Source organism: Phaeacidiphilus oryzae TH49 (genome assembly GCF_000744815.1).
GTDB lineage: Bacteria > Actinomycetota > Actinomycetes > Streptomycetales > Streptomycetaceae > Phaeacidiphilus > Phaeacidiphilus oryzae.
The window spans coordinates 2,839,638-2,854,110 of record NZ_JQMQ01000005.1 but is presented as its reverse complement, the minus strand read 5'-3'; the positions used below and the strand labels follow the sequence as shown (position 1 = coordinate 2,854,110).

Here is a 14,473-nt window from a genome sequence, read left to right as displayed (position 1 = left end):
CCGGCGCCTGTCCCCGCCTTCCTTCACCACCGGCACCACCCAGGAGGCACCATGGGGCGCTACGTCATCCGACGCCTGCTCCAGATGATCCCGGTCTTCATCGGGACCACGTTCCTGATCTTCGTGATGGTCTACAGCCTCGGCGACCCCGTGGCGGCCATGTTCCAGGGCAAGGCCATGGACCCGGCCGTGGCCCATCAGATCAGGCACGACCTCTGGCTCGACCGGCCGCTGTGGGAGCAGTACCTCCACTACATGGCCAACCTCTTCCAGGGGAACTTCGGCAACGCCTACAACGGGCAGCCGGTGAGCCAGCTGATGGGGACCGCGTTCCCCAACACCGTCAAGCTGACCGTGGTGGCCTTCCTGATCGAGATGATCATCGGCATCGCGCTCGGCGTGCTCAGCGGCCTTCGGAGGGGAAAGACCGCCGACACGATCGTCCTGATCATCACCCTGGTGGTGATCTCGGTGCCGGTGTTCGTCATCGGATACCTGCTGCAGTACTTCCTCGGCGTGAAGTGGCAGATCATCAGCCCGTCCGTGGACAACGGGACGCCGTGGTCCCAACTCCTCGTCCCCGGCCTGGTGCTGGCCTCCGTCTCGCTGGCGTACGTGGCCCGGCTGACCCGGACCTCGATCGCCGAGAACCTCCACGCGGACTACATCCGCACGGCCACCGCCAAGGGCCTGCCGCGCCGCCGGGTGGTCTTCAACCACCTGCTGCGCAACTCGCTGGTCCCGGTCGTCACCTTCCTCGGCACCGACCTGGGCGCGCTGATGGGCGGCGCCCTGGTCACCGAGCGGATCTTCAACATCCAGGGTGTCGGCTACTCCCTCTACCAGGGCATCGTGCAGCAGAACACCTCAACGGTGGTCGGCTTCGTGACGATCCTGGTGATCGTCTACCTGGTGGCCAACCTGCTCGTCGACCTGCTCTACGCGGTCCTGGACCCGAGGATCCGGTATGCCTGAGGCGACCACGACCCTGACCCCCGACGACCGGCAGGTGCCGGCGGAGCCGCAGCCCGAGCGCGAGAAGCCGCGCAGCCTCTGGCAGGACGCCTGGCGGGACCTGCGGCGCAGCCCGGTCTTCATCATCTCGGGCCTGGTCATCCTGTTCCTGATCGTGGTGGCGGCCGACCCGTCGCTGCTGACCGGGACCGACCCGCTCTCCTGCAACCTGGCGCACTCCCAGATGGGGCCGACCTCGGGGCACCCGTTCGGCTTCGACACCCAGGGCTGCGACGTCTACTCGCGGACCATCCACGGCGCCCGAGACTCGATCATCGTGGGCGTGGTGGCCACCGCCGGCTCGGCCGTGGTCGGCTCGATCCTGGGCGGTCTTGCCGGGTTCTTCGGCGGCTGGTGGGACTCGATCCTCTCCCGGATCACCGACATCTTCTTCGGCATCCCGCTGCTGCTGGGTGCGATGGTGGTGCTCACCGCCATCCCCGACCAGTCGATCTGGCTGGTGGTCGCCTTCCTGGTGCTGTTCGGCTGGCCGCAGGTGGCGCGGATCGCCCGCGGCGCGGTGATCACCGCCAAGCAGCAGGACTACGTCACGGCGGCGCGGGCGCTCGGCGCCGGCACCCCGCGGCTGATGCTGCGGCACATCATGCCGAACGCGATCGCCCCGATCATCGTGGTGTCGACCATCGCGCTGGGCTCGTACATCTCCCTTGAGGCGACGCTGAGCTACCTGGGCGTCGGGCTCAAGCCGCCGACGGTCTCCTGGGGCATCGACATCTCGGCCGCCGCGGACACCTTCCGCAACGCGCCGCACATGCTCTTCTACCCGGCGGCCGCGCTGAGCATCACGGTGCTCGCGTTCATCATGCTCGGCGACGCCGTGCGTGAGGCCCTCGACCCCAAGCTCCGCTGAGGGAGGCGACAGTGAGTACCAGTGAGACGATGACGGCGCCGACGCCGGGCCCGTCCGGGCCGCAGGAGGACGCTCCGCTGCTCGAGGTCCGCGACCTCCAGGTGGAGTTCCGGACCCGGGACGGCGTGGCCAGGGCCGTCAACGGCGTGAACTACAGCGTCAGGGCCGGCGAGACGCTGGCCATCCTCGGCGAGTCGGGCTCCGGCAAGTCGGTGAGCTCGCAGGCGGTGATGGGCATCCTGGACTCCCCGCCCGGGTTCGTCACCGGCGGCGAGATCATGTTCAAGGGCCGGGACCTGCTGAAGATGGGCCGCGAGGAGCGGCGGAAGGTCCGCGGCTCGCAGATGGCCATGGTCTTCCAGGACGCCCTCTCCTCGCTCAACCCGGTGCTGAGCGTGGGCTACCAGCTGGGCGAGATGTTCCGCGTCCACAAGGGGATGTCCAGGAAGGACGCCAGGAAGGCGTCCATCGAGATGATGGAGAAGGTCGGCATCCCGGCGGCGAAGGAGCGGGTCGACCAGTACCCGCACCAGTTCTCCGGCGGCATGCGGCAGCGCATCATGATCGCGATGGCGCTGGCCCTGGAGCCCGACCTGATCATCGCGGACGAGCCCACCACGGCCCTGGACGTCACCGTCCAGGCGCAGGTGATGGAGCTGCTGGCGGATCTCCAGCGCGAGTACCGGATGGGCCTGATCCTGATCACCCACGACCTGGGGGTGGTCGCGGACGTGGCCGACAAGATCGCGGTGATGTACGCCGGGCGGATCGTCGAGACCGCCCCGGTGCACCAGCTGTACAAGCGGCCGGCGCACCCCTACACCCGCGGGCTGCTGGACTCGATCCCGCGGCTGGACCAGAAGGGGCAGGAGCTCTACGCGATCAAGGGCCTGCCGCCCAACCTGCTGCACATCCCGCAGGGCTGCGCCTTCAACCCGCGCTGCCCGATGGCGACCGACCGCTGCCGTACCGAGGTGCCGGAGCTGCACCAGGTGACGGAGGCGGACGGGACGCCGCTGGCCGGGCGCGGCAGCGCCTGCCACTTCTGGAAGGAGACCCTCCATGGCTGACCTCAGCTCCCGTGAGCGTGAGCCGATCCTCCAGGTGCGCGACCTGAAGAAGCACTTCCCGCTCACCCAGGGGATCCTCTTCAAGCGCCAGGTCGGCGCGGTCAAGGCGGTGGACGGCGTCTCCTTCGACCTCTACCGGGGCGAGACGCTGGGCATCGTCGGCGAGTCCGGCTGCGGGAAGTCCACCCTGGCCAAGGTGCTGATGAACCTGGAGCGGGCGACCGCGGGCCAGGTCCTCTACAAGGGCGAGGACATCTCGAAGCTGAGCGGGCGGGCGCTGAAGGCCGTCCGGCGCAACATCCAGATGGTCTTCCAGGACCCGTACACCTCGCTCAACCCGCGGATGACGGTCGGCGACATCATCGGCGAGCCCTTCGACATCCACCCCGAGGTGGCGCCGAAGGGCGACCGGCGGAAGGCCGTTCAGGACCTGCTGGACGTGGTCGGGCTCAACCCGGAGTACATCAACCGGTACCCCCACCAGTTCTCCGGCGGGCAGCGGCAGCGGATCGGCATCGCCCGCGGCCTGGCCCTCAGGCCCGAGGTGATCATCTGCGACGAGCCGGTCTCCGCGCTGGACGTCTCGGTGCAGGCGCAGGTGGTCAACCTGCTGGAGAAGCTGCAGGACGAGTTCGATCTGGCGTACATGTTCATCGCCCACGACCTGTCGGTGGTCCGGCACATCTCGGACCGGGTCGGCGTGATGTACCTGGGCCGGATGGTCGAGATCGGCACGGACGAGCAGGTCTACGAGAGCCCGACCCACCCGTACACCCAGGCGCTGCTCTCCGCGGTGCCGGTGCCGGACCCGGAGGGGCGCGAGGGCCGGGAGCGGATCCTCCTCACCGGCGACGTGCCCTCGCCGGCCAACCCGCCGTCCGGCTGCGCGTTCCGCACCCGCTGCTGGAAGGCGACGGAGAAGTGCGCGAGCGAGGTCCCGCTGCTCGCCGTGCCGGAGAACGTGCCCGGTCCGCACCCCTCGGCCTGCCACTTCCCCGAGGTCAAGGACGTGGTGGCGGCCGCCTCCTGACGTCGCGTCAGCAGATCACGGCAGATCACGCCGACGGCCGCCGGGCGAGTCGCCCGGCGGCCGTCGGCGTTCTCGGTGGAACGGGGAGGCGGGTCAGGAGGCGGCGGTGGCCTCCCCGGCGGCGACCGACTCGGGGGCGGGCGTCTGCAGCGGGAAGTGGCAGGCCGCCTGGTGGCCGTCGGAGAACAGGCGGAGCTCCGGGACCTCCTCGGCGCACCGGTCCTGGGCCAGCGGGCAGCGGGTCCGGAACCGGCAGCCGGAGGGCGGGTTGATCGGCGAGGGCAGTTCGCCCTCGACGCCCTCGCCGCGCTTCTCCCGCTCGGCCTCCGGCTCGGGGATCGGGATCGCCTTCAGCAGCCCCGCGGTGTACGGGTGGGCGGGCCGCTGGTAGATGTCCTCGCCCGAGCCCAGCTCGACCAGCTTGCCGAGGTACATCACGCCGATCCGGTCGGCGAGGTACTTGACCACCGCCAGGTCGTGCGAGATCACCACGTAGGACAGGTCGTGCGCGGCCTGCAGCCGCTTCATCAGGTTGAGCACCTGGGCGCGGATCGAGACGTCCAGCGCGGAGACCGGCTCGTCCGCCACGATCAGCTTGGGGTTCAGGGTCAGGGCGCGGGCCAGGCCGATCCGCTGCCGCTGACCGCCGGAGAACTCGTGCGGGAACCGCTCCAGCGCGCTGGACGGCAGGCCCACCTCGTCCAGCAGCTCCTTGGCCCGGTCCAGCTGCTCCTTGGCGCTGCCGATGCCCTGCACCCGCAGCGGCTCGCGGAGGATGGAGCCCACCCGCATCCTGGGGTCCAGCGAGGAGTACGGGTCCTGGAACATCATCTGCAGGTCGCGGCGGTGCTCGCGGAGCGCCCGGCCGCGGAGGTCGCCGATCCGGGAGCCGTTGACCGTCACCTCGCCGCTGTTCGGCTTCTCCAGGCCGACGATCAGCCGCCCGAGGGTGGTCTTCCCGCAGCCGGACTCGCCGACCAGGCCGAAGGTCTCGCCGGGGCCGAGGGTCAGGCTGACCCCCGAGACCGCCTTCACCGTCGAGGAGTCGCGCCGGAAGCCGCGGCCGCCGACCGGGAACTCCTTGACCAGGTCCCGGACTTCGAGCAGCCGGCGGGGGCCGGAGCCGCTCCCCTCGGCGCCGCCGCCCTCGCCCTCGCCGGCGCCGTTCGCCCGGGCCGCGGCGGCCGCGGTGGCGGAGGCCGGACGGTCGTGGGCGGTGGTGCGGCCGGTGAGGTCGAGGGGCCCGCGCACCGGGTGCCAGCAGGCGAACTGGTGGCTGCCGGGGCCGTCCAGCCTGGGCTCCTCCTCCCGGCACCGGTCGGTGGCGTAGGAGCAGCGGGCCGCGAAGCGGCAGCCGGCCGGCGGGTTGGACAGGTCCGGCGGCAGGCCGGGCACGGTGAACAGGCGCTGGGTGTTGTCCTGGTCCAGCCGCGGGATGGAGCCCAGCAGGCCCTGGGTGTACGGGTGCCGCATCTCGGCGAAGAGGGTGCGGGTGTCGGTGGTCTCGGCGATCCGGCCGGCGTACATCACGTTGATCCGGTCGGCGTGCCCGGCGACCACCCCCATGTCGTGGGTGATCAGGATCATCGCCATCCCCAGGCGGTCCTTGAGGTCCGCGAGGAGGTCGAGGATCTGGGCCTGGATGGTCACGTCGAGCGCGGTGGTCGGCTCGTCCGCGATCAGCACCTTGGGCTCGCAGGCCAGCGCCATCGCGATCATCACCCGCTGCCGCAGACCGCCGGAGAGCTGGTGGGGGTAGTCGCCCAGGCGCTCCTTGGGGCGCGGCAGGCCGACCAGTCCGAGCACCTCGGCGGCCCGGTCCAGGGCCTCCCTCTTGGAGACCCCCCGGTGCAGCCGGACCGGCTCGGCCACCTGGTAGCCGATGGTCTTGGTGGGGTCCAGGGAGGTCATCGGGTCCTGGAAGACCATGGCGATCTCGTTGCCGCGGACCGTCCGCATCCGGTCCTCGGAGGCGTCGGCGAGCTCCTCGCCGTTGAGCCGGATCGAGGAGCCCTGCACCAGCCGGCCGCCCGGCGGCAGCAGCCGCATCAGGGAGAGCCCGGTCATGGACTTCCCGCAGCCGGACTCGCCGACCAGGCCGAGGGTCTCGCCCTGCTTCAGGCTGAACGACACCTCGGAGACCGCCTGGACCACCGAACTGGTCAGGTGGATGTGCGTGGTCAGGTCCTTGACCTCGAGCAGCGGCGCCGTGGAAGCAGCTGAAGTCGTCATTGTGGATTCCTCGCTTCTCGGCTTCTCAGCGCTTGCGCAGTCGGACGTCGACGGCGTCGCGGAGGCCGTCGCCGATCAGGTTGAAGGCCATCACGACCAGGACCAGGGCGATGCCGACCGGGAACACCAGCCACCAGTAGCCGTTGGACAGGTTGTCCGCCGCGTCGGCGATCTGCGATCCCCAGTCGGTGTGCGGGTAGTGGACGCCGAAGTTGAGGAAGCCCAGGGCGGCCAGGGCGAGGATCGCGTCGGCGATCTGGAAGGTGATGTTGACGATCACCGTGCCCATGGCGTTCGGAATCAGGTGACGGAAGATCAGGTGCGTCCGGGAGCCGCCCATCACCCGGGCCGCGGCGACGAAGTCGCGCACCCGCAGGGTCAGCACCTCGCCGCGCACCAGCCGGGCCGGCACCAGCCAGGAGAAGACGCCGAGGATCAGGCTCAGGTTCCACACGTTGGACCCGTAGCGGTGCGCGATGATCAGCACCACCAGCAGGAAGGGCAGCGACAGCAGGATGTCGACGACGCGCATCATGGCGGCGTCCGCGATCCCGCCGAGCAGCCCGGCCACGGCGCCCCACAGGGTGCCGATGACGGTGGCGATGATCGCCGCCAGCAGGCCGATCTCCAGCGAGGTCTGCCCGCCGAGCATCAGCCGGCCCAGCACGTCGAAGCCGTTGGAGTCGGTGCCGAACGGGTTGGCGCCGCCGGGGGCCTGATTGGTGTTCAGCAGGTTCGTGTTGATCTGGTCCGTGTGGTAGACCAGCGGGCCGATGAAGCAGAACAGGATGAAGAAGACGAGCACCCCGACGCCGGTGACGGCGAGCTTGTTGCGGGTGAACTCGCGGAGGCTGAGCTTCCAGCCGGCGGCGACGGGCGCGGTGAGGTCGCCCGCGTCGGTGGACTGCGGGCTGCCGGGCTCGGCCGGCACCGGGGAGGGAATGGTCGTGGTCACTTCGGCTCCTCGGGCGGTCAGACCAGCTTGATGCGCGGGTCGGAGAGCGACAGGCAGACGTCCGCGACCAGGTTGCCCACGACGGTGAGGATCGCCGTCAGCAGGGTGTAGGCCATCAGCACGTTGTAGTCGTCGTTCTGCAGGGCGTTGACGAACATCAGGCCGAGCCCGTTGATGTTGAACGCGTACTCGATCAGCACGTTGCCGCCGATCAGCACCGGCAGCGAGAGGCCGATCAGGGTGATCATCGGCAGCGAGGCGTTGCGCACCAGGTGCCGCGAGTACACCATCCGCTCGGCCAGGCCCTTGGCCCGGGCCACCTTGATGTAGTCCTGCGCCAGCACGTCCAGCGAGGCCGAGCGCTGGTACCGGGAGTAGGAGGCGACGGCGGTGGTGGCGAGCGCGGCGATCGGCAGGATCAGGTCCTTGAACTGGCCCATGGCCCCGCTGAGCGACTGGTCCTGGGGCACGTTGGCGTCCACCCAGCCCAGCGACAGGGCGAAGACCTGGATCATCAGCAGCGCGACCAGGAAGACCGGCATCGAGTAGAAGATGAAGGCCAGCGCGGTGGCCGTGACGTCGCCGATGGTGTTGCGCTTCACCGCCTGGAAGATGCCGAGCGGCAGGGCGACGGCGATCGCTACCACCAGCGAGGCGGCCGAGAGGAACGCGCTGAGCGGTGCCTTCTCCTTGAAGAGGGAGTCCACGGTCTGGTTGAGCTTGAACGACCAGCCCAGGTTCCCGTGGAAGAGGCGGTCGAGATAGGTGCCGAACTGGTTGATCCACGGTTGGTCGAACCCGTTGGCGTGGTTCCAGGCTCTGATGGCCTCGGGGCTCGCCTTCGGGCCCAGAACCGTCTGCGCTGGCGACGGGGCGACGATGTGCAGCATCAGGAACGTCACCAGGATGATGCCCAGGATCACGATGATGGCCGTGCCCAGGCGCCGTATGAGATAGCCCGCCATGTCCGGGATCTCCTCGTGCTGTCGGCGTGGGTGGAAACGTGGGAGAACGTGGGGGTACGCGTCCGGGGCGGTGCGCTGTGCGGCACCGCCCCGGACGCCCGGACGACTTACTTGGTGAAGTACCAGTCCTCGGGGTTCAGGAAGAACTGGGTGGTGGCGGCGAAGGAGTCCTGCGAACCGGAGAGCTTCGGGTTCCAGGAGTAGATGTAGTCCTCGGAGGGGAGGAACAGCGCCGGCACGTCGTTGGTCACCTGCGAGAGCTCGGCCTGCAGGGCCTTCGGGTCACTCGAGGTCATCGAGGCGGCGATCAGCTTGTCCGTGGTCGGGTTGGAGTACCCGCCCTGGTTGTAGCTGCCGCCGGTGTTGAAGAGGCTGTTGGTGCTCGGGTAGTCGTTGGCGGTGAAGCCGCCGAACGAGGCCATGCCCCAGTTGTTGTCGTTCTTCGGCGAGGAGACGACGCTCTCGTTCTGGATGACGTTGTTGAACGTGTCCGTCTTCAGCGTGGCGTTGATGCCGACCTTCTTCAGGTTCGACGCGAACGCGGTCACCACCTGGCCGAGCGACTTCGGCGTGCTGGTGTAGTAGAAGACGAAGTTGAGGTTCTGGCCCTTGGTGACCCCGGCGCCGCACTGGTTGGCCCCGGTGCCCGGGTTCTGGCAGGTGGTGGTCCCGCCGGGGACGACCTTCCAGCCGTGGCTGCTCAGCAGCTTGCTGGCGGCGTCCACCGAGAACGGGTACGGGTTGGTGGTGGCGTTGGACGGGGTGTACGCGGTCTTGGGCACCACGCCGACCGGGCCGTACTGCGGGGCGGCCAGGCCGAGGAACGCGCCCTTGATCTCCGCCTGCTCGTCCTGGAGGTGGGCGAAGGCCTGGCGGACGTAGAGCTGGTTGATCGCCTTGCCGAAGTTGCCCGCGCCGTCCTTGAAGTTGAAGAACATGTGGTGGAACCCGCCGTCCGGGAACCCGTAGATGTTCTTGCCCTTGGACTTCAGGCGGTTCAGCTGCGGCCAGTTGTCCGACTTGACGTAGCCGAAGTCGAGCTTGCCGCTGAGGAGGTCGTTGAACTCGGCGGTCGGCGAGGTGTAGGAGAGGAGGTCCACCTCGGAGATCTTCGGGGTGCCCTCACCGGTGTACTTGGTGTTGGCCACGAAGTTGGCGGCGCCGGTCGACGAGTTGTACGTCTTGATCTTGTACGGGCCGTCCACGACCTGCCAGAGCGGGTTGGTCCCGTAGGTGCTCAGCGACTTCGACTGGGCGGCCAGGAAGTCGTAGATCGCCTTGGCGTTGGCCGGCTTGGTGAAGTCCAGCACCGGGCCGTTGGCCGAGGACTTGGCCCAGGCCTTGGCGGGCAGCGGGGTCAGCACCGGCTGGAGCTGCGAGTTGAGCACCCAGTCCGGGTTGTACTTCTTGTCGAAGGTGAACTGGACGGTCTGGTCGTCGACCGCCTTGGCGGAGGTGATGTTGTCCGGGAACTGGCCGGGGGTGTAGTTGCCGGAGTTCGCCGGGCTCTCCTTGAGCGCCGCCTTCAGCAGGTAGTAGTCGAACAGGACGTCCTGCGCGCTGACCTTGCCGCCGTTGGACCAGGAGTACTTGCCGTTGAGCTTGACCGTGAAGGTCTTGCCGTCCGCCGAGACGGTCGGCTTGCTCGCCAGCGAGCGCGAGTAGTCGATGACCTGGTTGGTCCCCTGGTACGGGTAGTAGAGGAACCGCCAGCTCAGCGCCTGGAACTGGAAGCTTGTGTAGACCGAGGAGTTGGCGCTGGGCGTGATCGGGAATATCCAGTTCGGGTCGGCGCCGACGTCCTCGGCGACGTGCAGCACCCCGCCGCTCTGCGGGTTGCCCGCGGCGGCCGGGATGGCACCGTACGAGTAGTCGCCCTTCATGGCGGAGCCGGTGCTGGAGGAACCGCCGCCGCTCCCGCAGGCCGTCAGCGTGAGCGCGCCGGCAGCAGCCAAGGCCACCCCCGCAGCGACCCTGTGCTTGGTCTTCAACATCTGTGACTCCACTCCCCTTTTGACGGGCCGACGCAGATCGACCGGTTCCGCGCTCCGACGCCCACGTTCACGGCGATGCACGCGGCGACGCGTCATCTCCCGTGCGGCCAACCGCCTTTGAAGAATCGACTTGTGGCTGAAGATGCCGACTGGAACGCTTGGAGCTCATCTTGGCCGGATGAACGAGACGTGTCGAGAGCCCCCCGATCAAGGCTTGGTAACGCCTTTGGTGACCGGTAATCGACACTCGGCCGTATCGGGGGTTACAGGACACCACGTGCGGGGGTGGCAGCTTGTGACCGTTGCCGGATGGGGAGAGCGACAGGCGTCCGCTATTCGGTTCACAAAAAGGGCGAATTGCGCGTATGGGGCGAATCACGGGATATCGGGAAAGCGCTGATCGAATCCCGGGCGCGGATAACGGCGTGAATAACAATTCTCCGTGCGGGAGAATTTTTCTCTCCCCGTGCCGGAGGCGAATTACCGCCCGCGCGATGCGGTTCCCTCCCGCATCAGGGCCCGCAGTCGCCCCGAATTCGCGCGTGCAGATGCATGTCGTGCCACCCGTCCGCGTGCAGCAGCGCCGCGCGCCGCGTCCCCTCCAGCCCGAACCCGCACTTCTCCGCGACCCGGCAGGACCCCGCGTTCGCCACCGAATGCCCCAGCTCCACGCGGTGGAATCCGGCCCGGCTCAGAGCCCACTCAGAGATTCCCGCGACGGCCCGGGAACAGACGCCCCGCCCCCGTGCCTCCGGCACCGTCCAATAGGAGATCTCCGCCTGACCCCCCATCGGCACCAGCCCCTGCAACGACACCCGCCCCAGCAGCCTCCCGCCCCCGGCGTCCGACACGGCCCAATGCGCGCCCGACTCCTCCTGCCAGCTCCCGCGCCAGCGTTCGATCCAGCCGGCGGCCTCGGCCGGGGAGTCGGCCGTGCGGAGGTGCCAGCGCTGGATCGCCGGATCCCGGAAGGCCTCCGCGAGGGCGGGGGCGTCGGCCGCCCGCCAGGGGCGGAGGAGGAGGCCGTCGAGGGGCAGCGTGGGCTGGGGCGTGGCGCCGAGGGTGCCGGGGGGGAGGACCGGCGGGACCAGGTTCGGCATGATCGGCATCATGCCAAAGCGGGGTGGGCCGGGGAGGGGTTTTCGGGTCAGGGGGTGCGCGGGGGTGGCACGGAGTCGGTCTCGGCGAGGGCGGGGTCGAGGATGACCTCCTTCTCGGCGGTGATCGTGCCCTCCTCCGGATAGTGGCAGGCGGTGAGGTGGCCGTCGTCGTTGCCCGCGATCTGCACCAGCGGGGGCTCCTGCTGGGCGCACAGCTCCTGCGCCTTCCAGCAGCGGGTGCGGAAGCGGCAGCCGGACGGCGGGGAGATCGGCGAGGGGACGTCGCCGGCGAGGCGGATGCGCTCCGCCGAGGGGTGGTCCGGGTCGGCCGACGGCGCCGCCGAGAGGAGCGCGTGGGTGTACGGGTGGCGCGGGCGCCGGTAGATGGAGATCCGGTCCCCGGTCTCCACGATCTTCCCCAGGTACATCACCGCGACCCGCTGCGAGAAGTGCTGCACGATCGCCAGGTCGTGGGCGATGAAGAGGAAGGCGATCCCCAGCTCGCGCTGCAGCCGCTGGAGGAGGTTGACCACCTGGGCCTGGATGGACACGTCCAGCGCCGAGACCGGTTCGTCGGCGATGATCAGCCGGGGGTCCAGGGCGAGCGCCCTGGCCACCCCGATCCGCTGCCGCTGCCCGCCGGAGAACTCGTGCGGGAACCGGTTGAAGTGCTCGGGGTTGAGGCCGACCGTCTCCAGCAGCTCCTTGGCCCGCCGCTCCCGCCCGCCCGGCGGGTCGATCCCGGCCACCTCCATCGGCCCGGTGAGGATCACCCCCACCGTGTGCCGGGGGTTGAGCGAGGCGTACGGGTCCTGGAAGACCATCTGGATCTGCGAGCGGATCGGCCGCAGCTGGTGCCGGGAGGCGTGGGTGATGTCCTGCCCCCGGTAGCGGATCGACCCCCCGGTGGGCTCCAGCAGCCGGGTGACCAGCCGCCCGGTGGTGGACTTCCCGCAGCCGGACTCGCCGACCAGGCCCAGCGCCTCGCCCTCCCCGATGGTGAGGTCGATGCCGTCCACCGCGCGCACCGCCCCCACCCGGCGCTGGACGATCCAGCCCTGCCGGACCGGGAAGTGCTTGGTCAGTCCGGCCACTTCGAGCAGCGTCTCGGTCATCGGGCGGTGCCTCCCAGCAGGGGCTGGACGTTCTCGGTGAAGATCCGCTGCTTCTGGTCGGCGCGCAGGTGGCAGGCGGAGACATGGGCGGCCGGCGGATGCCCGGAGCCGGGCGCGGACGCCGAGCCGTTCGCGGCCGGCCCGTCGAAGACCGGCGCCAGCTCCGGCCGCTCGGTGGCGCAGCGGGTGCCCCCCACGAGCTCGCGGTAGGCGCAGCGGGGGTGGAACGGGCAGCCGTCCGGCGGCGCGAGCATCGACGGCGGCGAGCCGGGGATCGGCCGCAGCGGCGCGTCCAGATCCCCGCCGATGCTCGGCAGCGAGCTCAGCAGCCCCCAGCCGTAGGGGTGTTGGGAGTGGCTGAGGATCTGCCGCATGGGCCCCCGCTCGACGCACTCCCCGGCGTACATCACCAGGACGTCCTCCGCGATGTCCGCGATCACCCCGAGGTCGTGGGTGATGAAGATGATGGCCGAGCCGGCCTCCCGCTGGAGGTCCTTGAGGAGGTCGAGGATCTGGGCCTGGACGGTGACGTCCAGCGCGGTGGTCGGCTCGTCGGCGATCAGCAGCTCGGGGTCGTTGACCAGTGCCATGGCGATCATCGCCCGCTGCCGCATGCCGCCGGAGAACTCGTGGGGGTAGTCGTCCACCCTGCGCTGCGGCTGCGGGATGCCGACCCGGCCGAGGAGTTCGATCGCCCGGTTCCGGGCCGCGCGCTTGCTCGCCCCGGTGTGCTTCCGGTACGGCTCGGCGATCTGCCGGCCCACCGTGTAGTACGGGGAGAGGGCGGTCAGCGAGTCCTGGAAGACCATCGCCACCTTGCCCCCGCGCAGCCGGCTGAGGGTGTGCTCGTCCGCGGTGACGAGGTCCTTCCCGTCCAGCAGGATCTGCCCCTCCACGGTCGCCGCCCGCGGATCGTGGAGGCCGAGGATGGCCAGGTTGGTGACGGACTTCCCGCTGCCGGACTCGCCGACGATGCCGAGGCTGCGGCCGCGCTCCAGATCGAAGCTGAGGCCGTTGACGGCGTGCACCGTTCCGTCCTCGGTGGCGAACCGGACCCGCAGGTCGCGGACGGAGAGGAAAGGGGCCATGCGCGCTGATGTCCTCTCAGGGGCGTCTGGTCGGATGGGGCGTCAGGTGAGCCGGACCCGCGGGTCGAGCAGGGCGTACGAGGCGTCCACGATCACGTTGGCGGTGATGATGGCGGTGGCCGCGAAGAGGGTGACGCCCATCTCCAGCGGCAGGTCGGCCTGGAGGACGGCCTCGACCGAGAGGTGGCCGAGCCCGTGGAGGCCGAAGGTCACCTCGGTGATGATCGCGCCGCCGAAGACCTGGCCCAGGTCGATGCCGAAGACGGTGAGCATCGGCGCCATCGTCCCGCGCAGCGCGTACCGGAAGAAGACGTACGAGGGGGACATCCCCTTGGCCCGGGCGGTGCGGATGTGGTCCTCGTGGAGCTGCTCGATCATCTGCGAGCGGATCTGCCGGGTGTAGTTGCCCCAGAAGATCACCGACAGCACCAGGCAGGGCAGGATCAGCCCGTCCAGCGAGCCCAGCGGATCGTGGGTCCAGTCGGGGTCGGCGCCCGCGCTCACCCAGCCGAGCTTGTCCGCGAAGACCAGGATGGCCAGCGGGCCGATGAAGTAGATCTGGGTGGAGAGGCCGACCAGCGAGATCGCCCGGGCGGCGCTGTCGGTGAGGGTGCCCTGCCGCCAGGCGGCGATCAGGCCGAGGCCCATGCCGATCACGAAGAAGCAGAAGCCGCCGCCGACGGCCAGCGAGAGGGTGGTCGGGTAGGCGGACTTGATCATCGTCCAGATCGGCTGCTGCTGGGCGAAGGAGTAGCCGAAGCAGGGCGCCGGGCAGGGGCCGACGCTCAGGTCGTTCCGCCCGGCGAAGATCCCCTTCAGATAGTCCCAGAACTGCACCGCGACCGGTTTGTCGAAGCCCAGGTTGTGGTTGATCAGCGCGATGTTCTGCGGGGTGCAGTTCTTCCCGCAGGACAGCAGCGCGGGGTTGGGCGCCAGCACGAAGAAGGCGGTGTAGGTGATGAAGAGGATCAGGAAGAGGATGACTAGGGCGCCGAGTATCCGTCGGACGAGGAAGCGGGTCATCGGGTGAGATACCTCC

12 protein-coding genes are annotated in these 14,473 nt (G+C 69.4%); 4 read left to right on the top strand and 8 right to left on the bottom strand.

Features of this window, described 5'->3' with window-relative positions; all coding sequences use genetic code 11:
* The first annotated feature begins 51 nt into the window (after positions 1-51).
* Genes BS73_RS16460 through BS73_RS16445 form a run of 4 tightly spaced genes read left to right on the top strand, consistent with a single transcriptional unit; the run spans position 52 to position 3,985 of the window.
* Positions 52-975, top strand: a complete 924-nt coding sequence (locus tag BS73_RS16460; RefSeq protein WP_037573224.1) for an ABC transporter permease — start codon at positions 52-54, stop codon at positions 973-975.
* Complete coding sequence (locus BS73_RS16455) at positions 968-1,885, top strand: ABC transporter permease (RefSeq protein ID WP_051940008.1); 918 nt, start codon at positions 968-970, stop codon at positions 1,883-1,885. The genes BS73_RS16460 and BS73_RS16455 overlap by 8 nt, the downstream gene beginning before the upstream one ends.
* Positions 1,886-1,914: 29 nt before the next feature.
* Positions 1,915-2,955 carry an ABC transporter ATP-binding protein gene (locus tag BS73_RS16450; RefSeq protein ID WP_037573222.1) on the top strand — a complete coding sequence of 347 codons (1,041 nt, stop codon included), beginning with the start codon at positions 1,915-1,917 and terminating at the stop codon, positions 2,953-2,955.
* Entirely contained in the window at positions 2,948-3,985 is a 1,038-nt protein-coding gene (locus tag BS73_RS16445; RefSeq protein ID WP_037573219.1) for an ABC transporter ATP-binding protein, read from the top strand. Before BS73_RS16450 ends, BS73_RS16445 begins: the two co-directional genes overlap by 8 nt.
* 93 nt (positions 3,986-4,078) lie before the next feature.
* Here the strand turns inward: BS73_RS16445 and BS73_RS16440 are convergent, their stop codons facing one another.
* The 8 genes from BS73_RS16440 to BS73_RS16405 all read right to left on the bottom strand — a co-directional run bounded on the left by BS73_RS16440 (position 4,079) and on the right by BS73_RS16405 (position 14,457).
* Positions 4,079-6,217: an ABC transporter ATP-binding protein gene (locus BS73_RS16440; protein WP_037573217.1), complete on the bottom strand. Its 2,139-nt coding sequence runs from the start codon at positions 6,215-6,217 to the stop codon at positions 4,079-4,081.
* A gap of 25 nt (positions 6,218-6,242) precedes the next feature.
* Complete coding sequence (locus BS73_RS16435; protein WP_051941450.1) at positions 6,243-7,148, bottom strand: ABC transporter permease; 906 nt, start codon at positions 7,146-7,148, stop codon at positions 6,243-6,245.
* Between the two features lie 41 nt (positions 7,149-7,189).
* Positions 7,190-8,137, bottom strand: coding sequence for an ABC transporter permease (locus BS73_RS16430; RefSeq protein WP_037573211.1), 948 nt, complete (start codon positions 8,135-8,137; stop codon positions 7,190-7,192).
* Positions 8,138-8,244: 107 nt separating this feature from the next.
* Positions 8,245-10,131 (bottom strand): ABC transporter substrate-binding protein, encoded by a 1,887-nt coding sequence (locus tag BS73_RS16425; protein ID WP_037573208.1) that lies wholly within the window; start codon positions 10,129-10,131, stop codon positions 8,245-8,247.
* 512 nt (positions 10,132-10,643) lie between these two features.
* Positions 10,644-11,231, bottom strand: coding sequence for a GNAT family N-acetyltransferase (locus BS73_RS16420; protein WP_037579872.1), 588 nt, complete (start codon positions 11,229-11,231; stop codon positions 10,644-10,646).
* Positions 11,232-11,278: 47 nt separating this feature from the next.
* The gene (locus tag BS73_RS16415; RefSeq protein WP_051940007.1) at positions 11,279-12,346 is read right to left on the bottom strand and encodes an ABC transporter ATP-binding protein; all 1,068 of its coding nucleotides are present in this window, start codon (positions 12,344-12,346) and stop codon (positions 11,279-11,281) included.
* Positions 12,343-13,434 carry an ABC transporter ATP-binding protein gene (locus tag BS73_RS16410; RefSeq protein WP_037573205.1) on the bottom strand — a complete coding sequence of 364 codons (1,092 nt, stop codon included), beginning with the start codon at positions 13,432-13,434 and terminating at the stop codon, positions 12,343-12,345. The genes BS73_RS16415 and BS73_RS16410 overlap by 4 nt, the downstream gene beginning before the upstream one ends.
* A gap of 42 nt (positions 13,435-13,476) precedes the next feature.
* Positions 13,477-14,457: an ABC transporter permease gene (locus tag BS73_RS16405; protein ID WP_037573192.1), complete on the bottom strand. Its 981-nt coding sequence runs from the start codon at positions 14,455-14,457 to the stop codon at positions 13,477-13,479.
* Positions 14,458-14,473: the final 16 nt, after the last annotated feature.

What these genes read in the sequence shown, in the direction of transcription:
- BS73_RS16460 (WP_037573224.1), top strand. Translation starts at nt 52, where the DNA reads ATGGGGCGCTACGTCATCCGACGCCTGCTCCAGATGATCCCGGTCTTC.
- BS73_RS16440 (WP_037573217.1), bottom strand. Translation starts at nt 6,217, where the DNA reads ATGACGACTTCAGCTGCTTCCACGGCGCCGCTGCTCGAGGTCAAGGAC.
- BS73_RS16450 (WP_037573222.1), top strand. Translation starts at nt 1,915, where the DNA reads ATGACGGCGCCGACGCCGGGCCCGTCCGGGCCGCAGGAGGACGCTCCG.
- BS73_RS16445 (WP_037573219.1), top strand. Translation starts at nt 2,948, where the DNA reads ATGGCTGACCTCAGCTCCCGTGAGCGTGAGCCGATCCTCCAGGTGCGC.
- BS73_RS16410 (WP_037573205.1), bottom strand. Translation starts at nt 13,434, where the DNA reads ATGGCCCCTTTCCTCTCCGTCCGCGACCTGCGGGTCCGGTTCGCCACC.
- BS73_RS16430 (WP_037573211.1), bottom strand. Translation starts at nt 8,137, where the DNA reads ATGGCGGGCTATCTCATACGGCGCCTGGGCACGGCCATCATCGTGATC.
- BS73_RS16425 (WP_037573208.1), bottom strand. Translation starts at nt 10,131, where the DNA reads ATGTTGAAGACCAAGCACAGGGTCGCTGCGGGGGTGGCCTTGGCTGCT.
- BS73_RS16415 (WP_051940007.1), bottom strand. Translation starts at nt 12,346, where the DNA reads ATGACCGAGACGCTGCTCGAAGTGGCCGGACTGACCAAGCACTTCCCG.
- BS73_RS16405 (WP_037573192.1), bottom strand. Translation starts at nt 14,457, where the DNA reads ATGACCCGCTTCCTCGTCCGACGGATACTCGGCGCCCTAGTCATCCTC.
- BS73_RS16455 (WP_051940008.1), top strand. Translation starts at nt 968, where the DNA reads ATGCCTGAGGCGACCACGACCCTGACCCCCGACGACCGGCAGGTGCCG.
- BS73_RS16420 (WP_037579872.1), bottom strand. Translation starts at nt 11,231, where the DNA reads ATGCCGAACCTGGTCCCGCCGGTCCTCCCCCCCGGCACCCTCGGCGCC.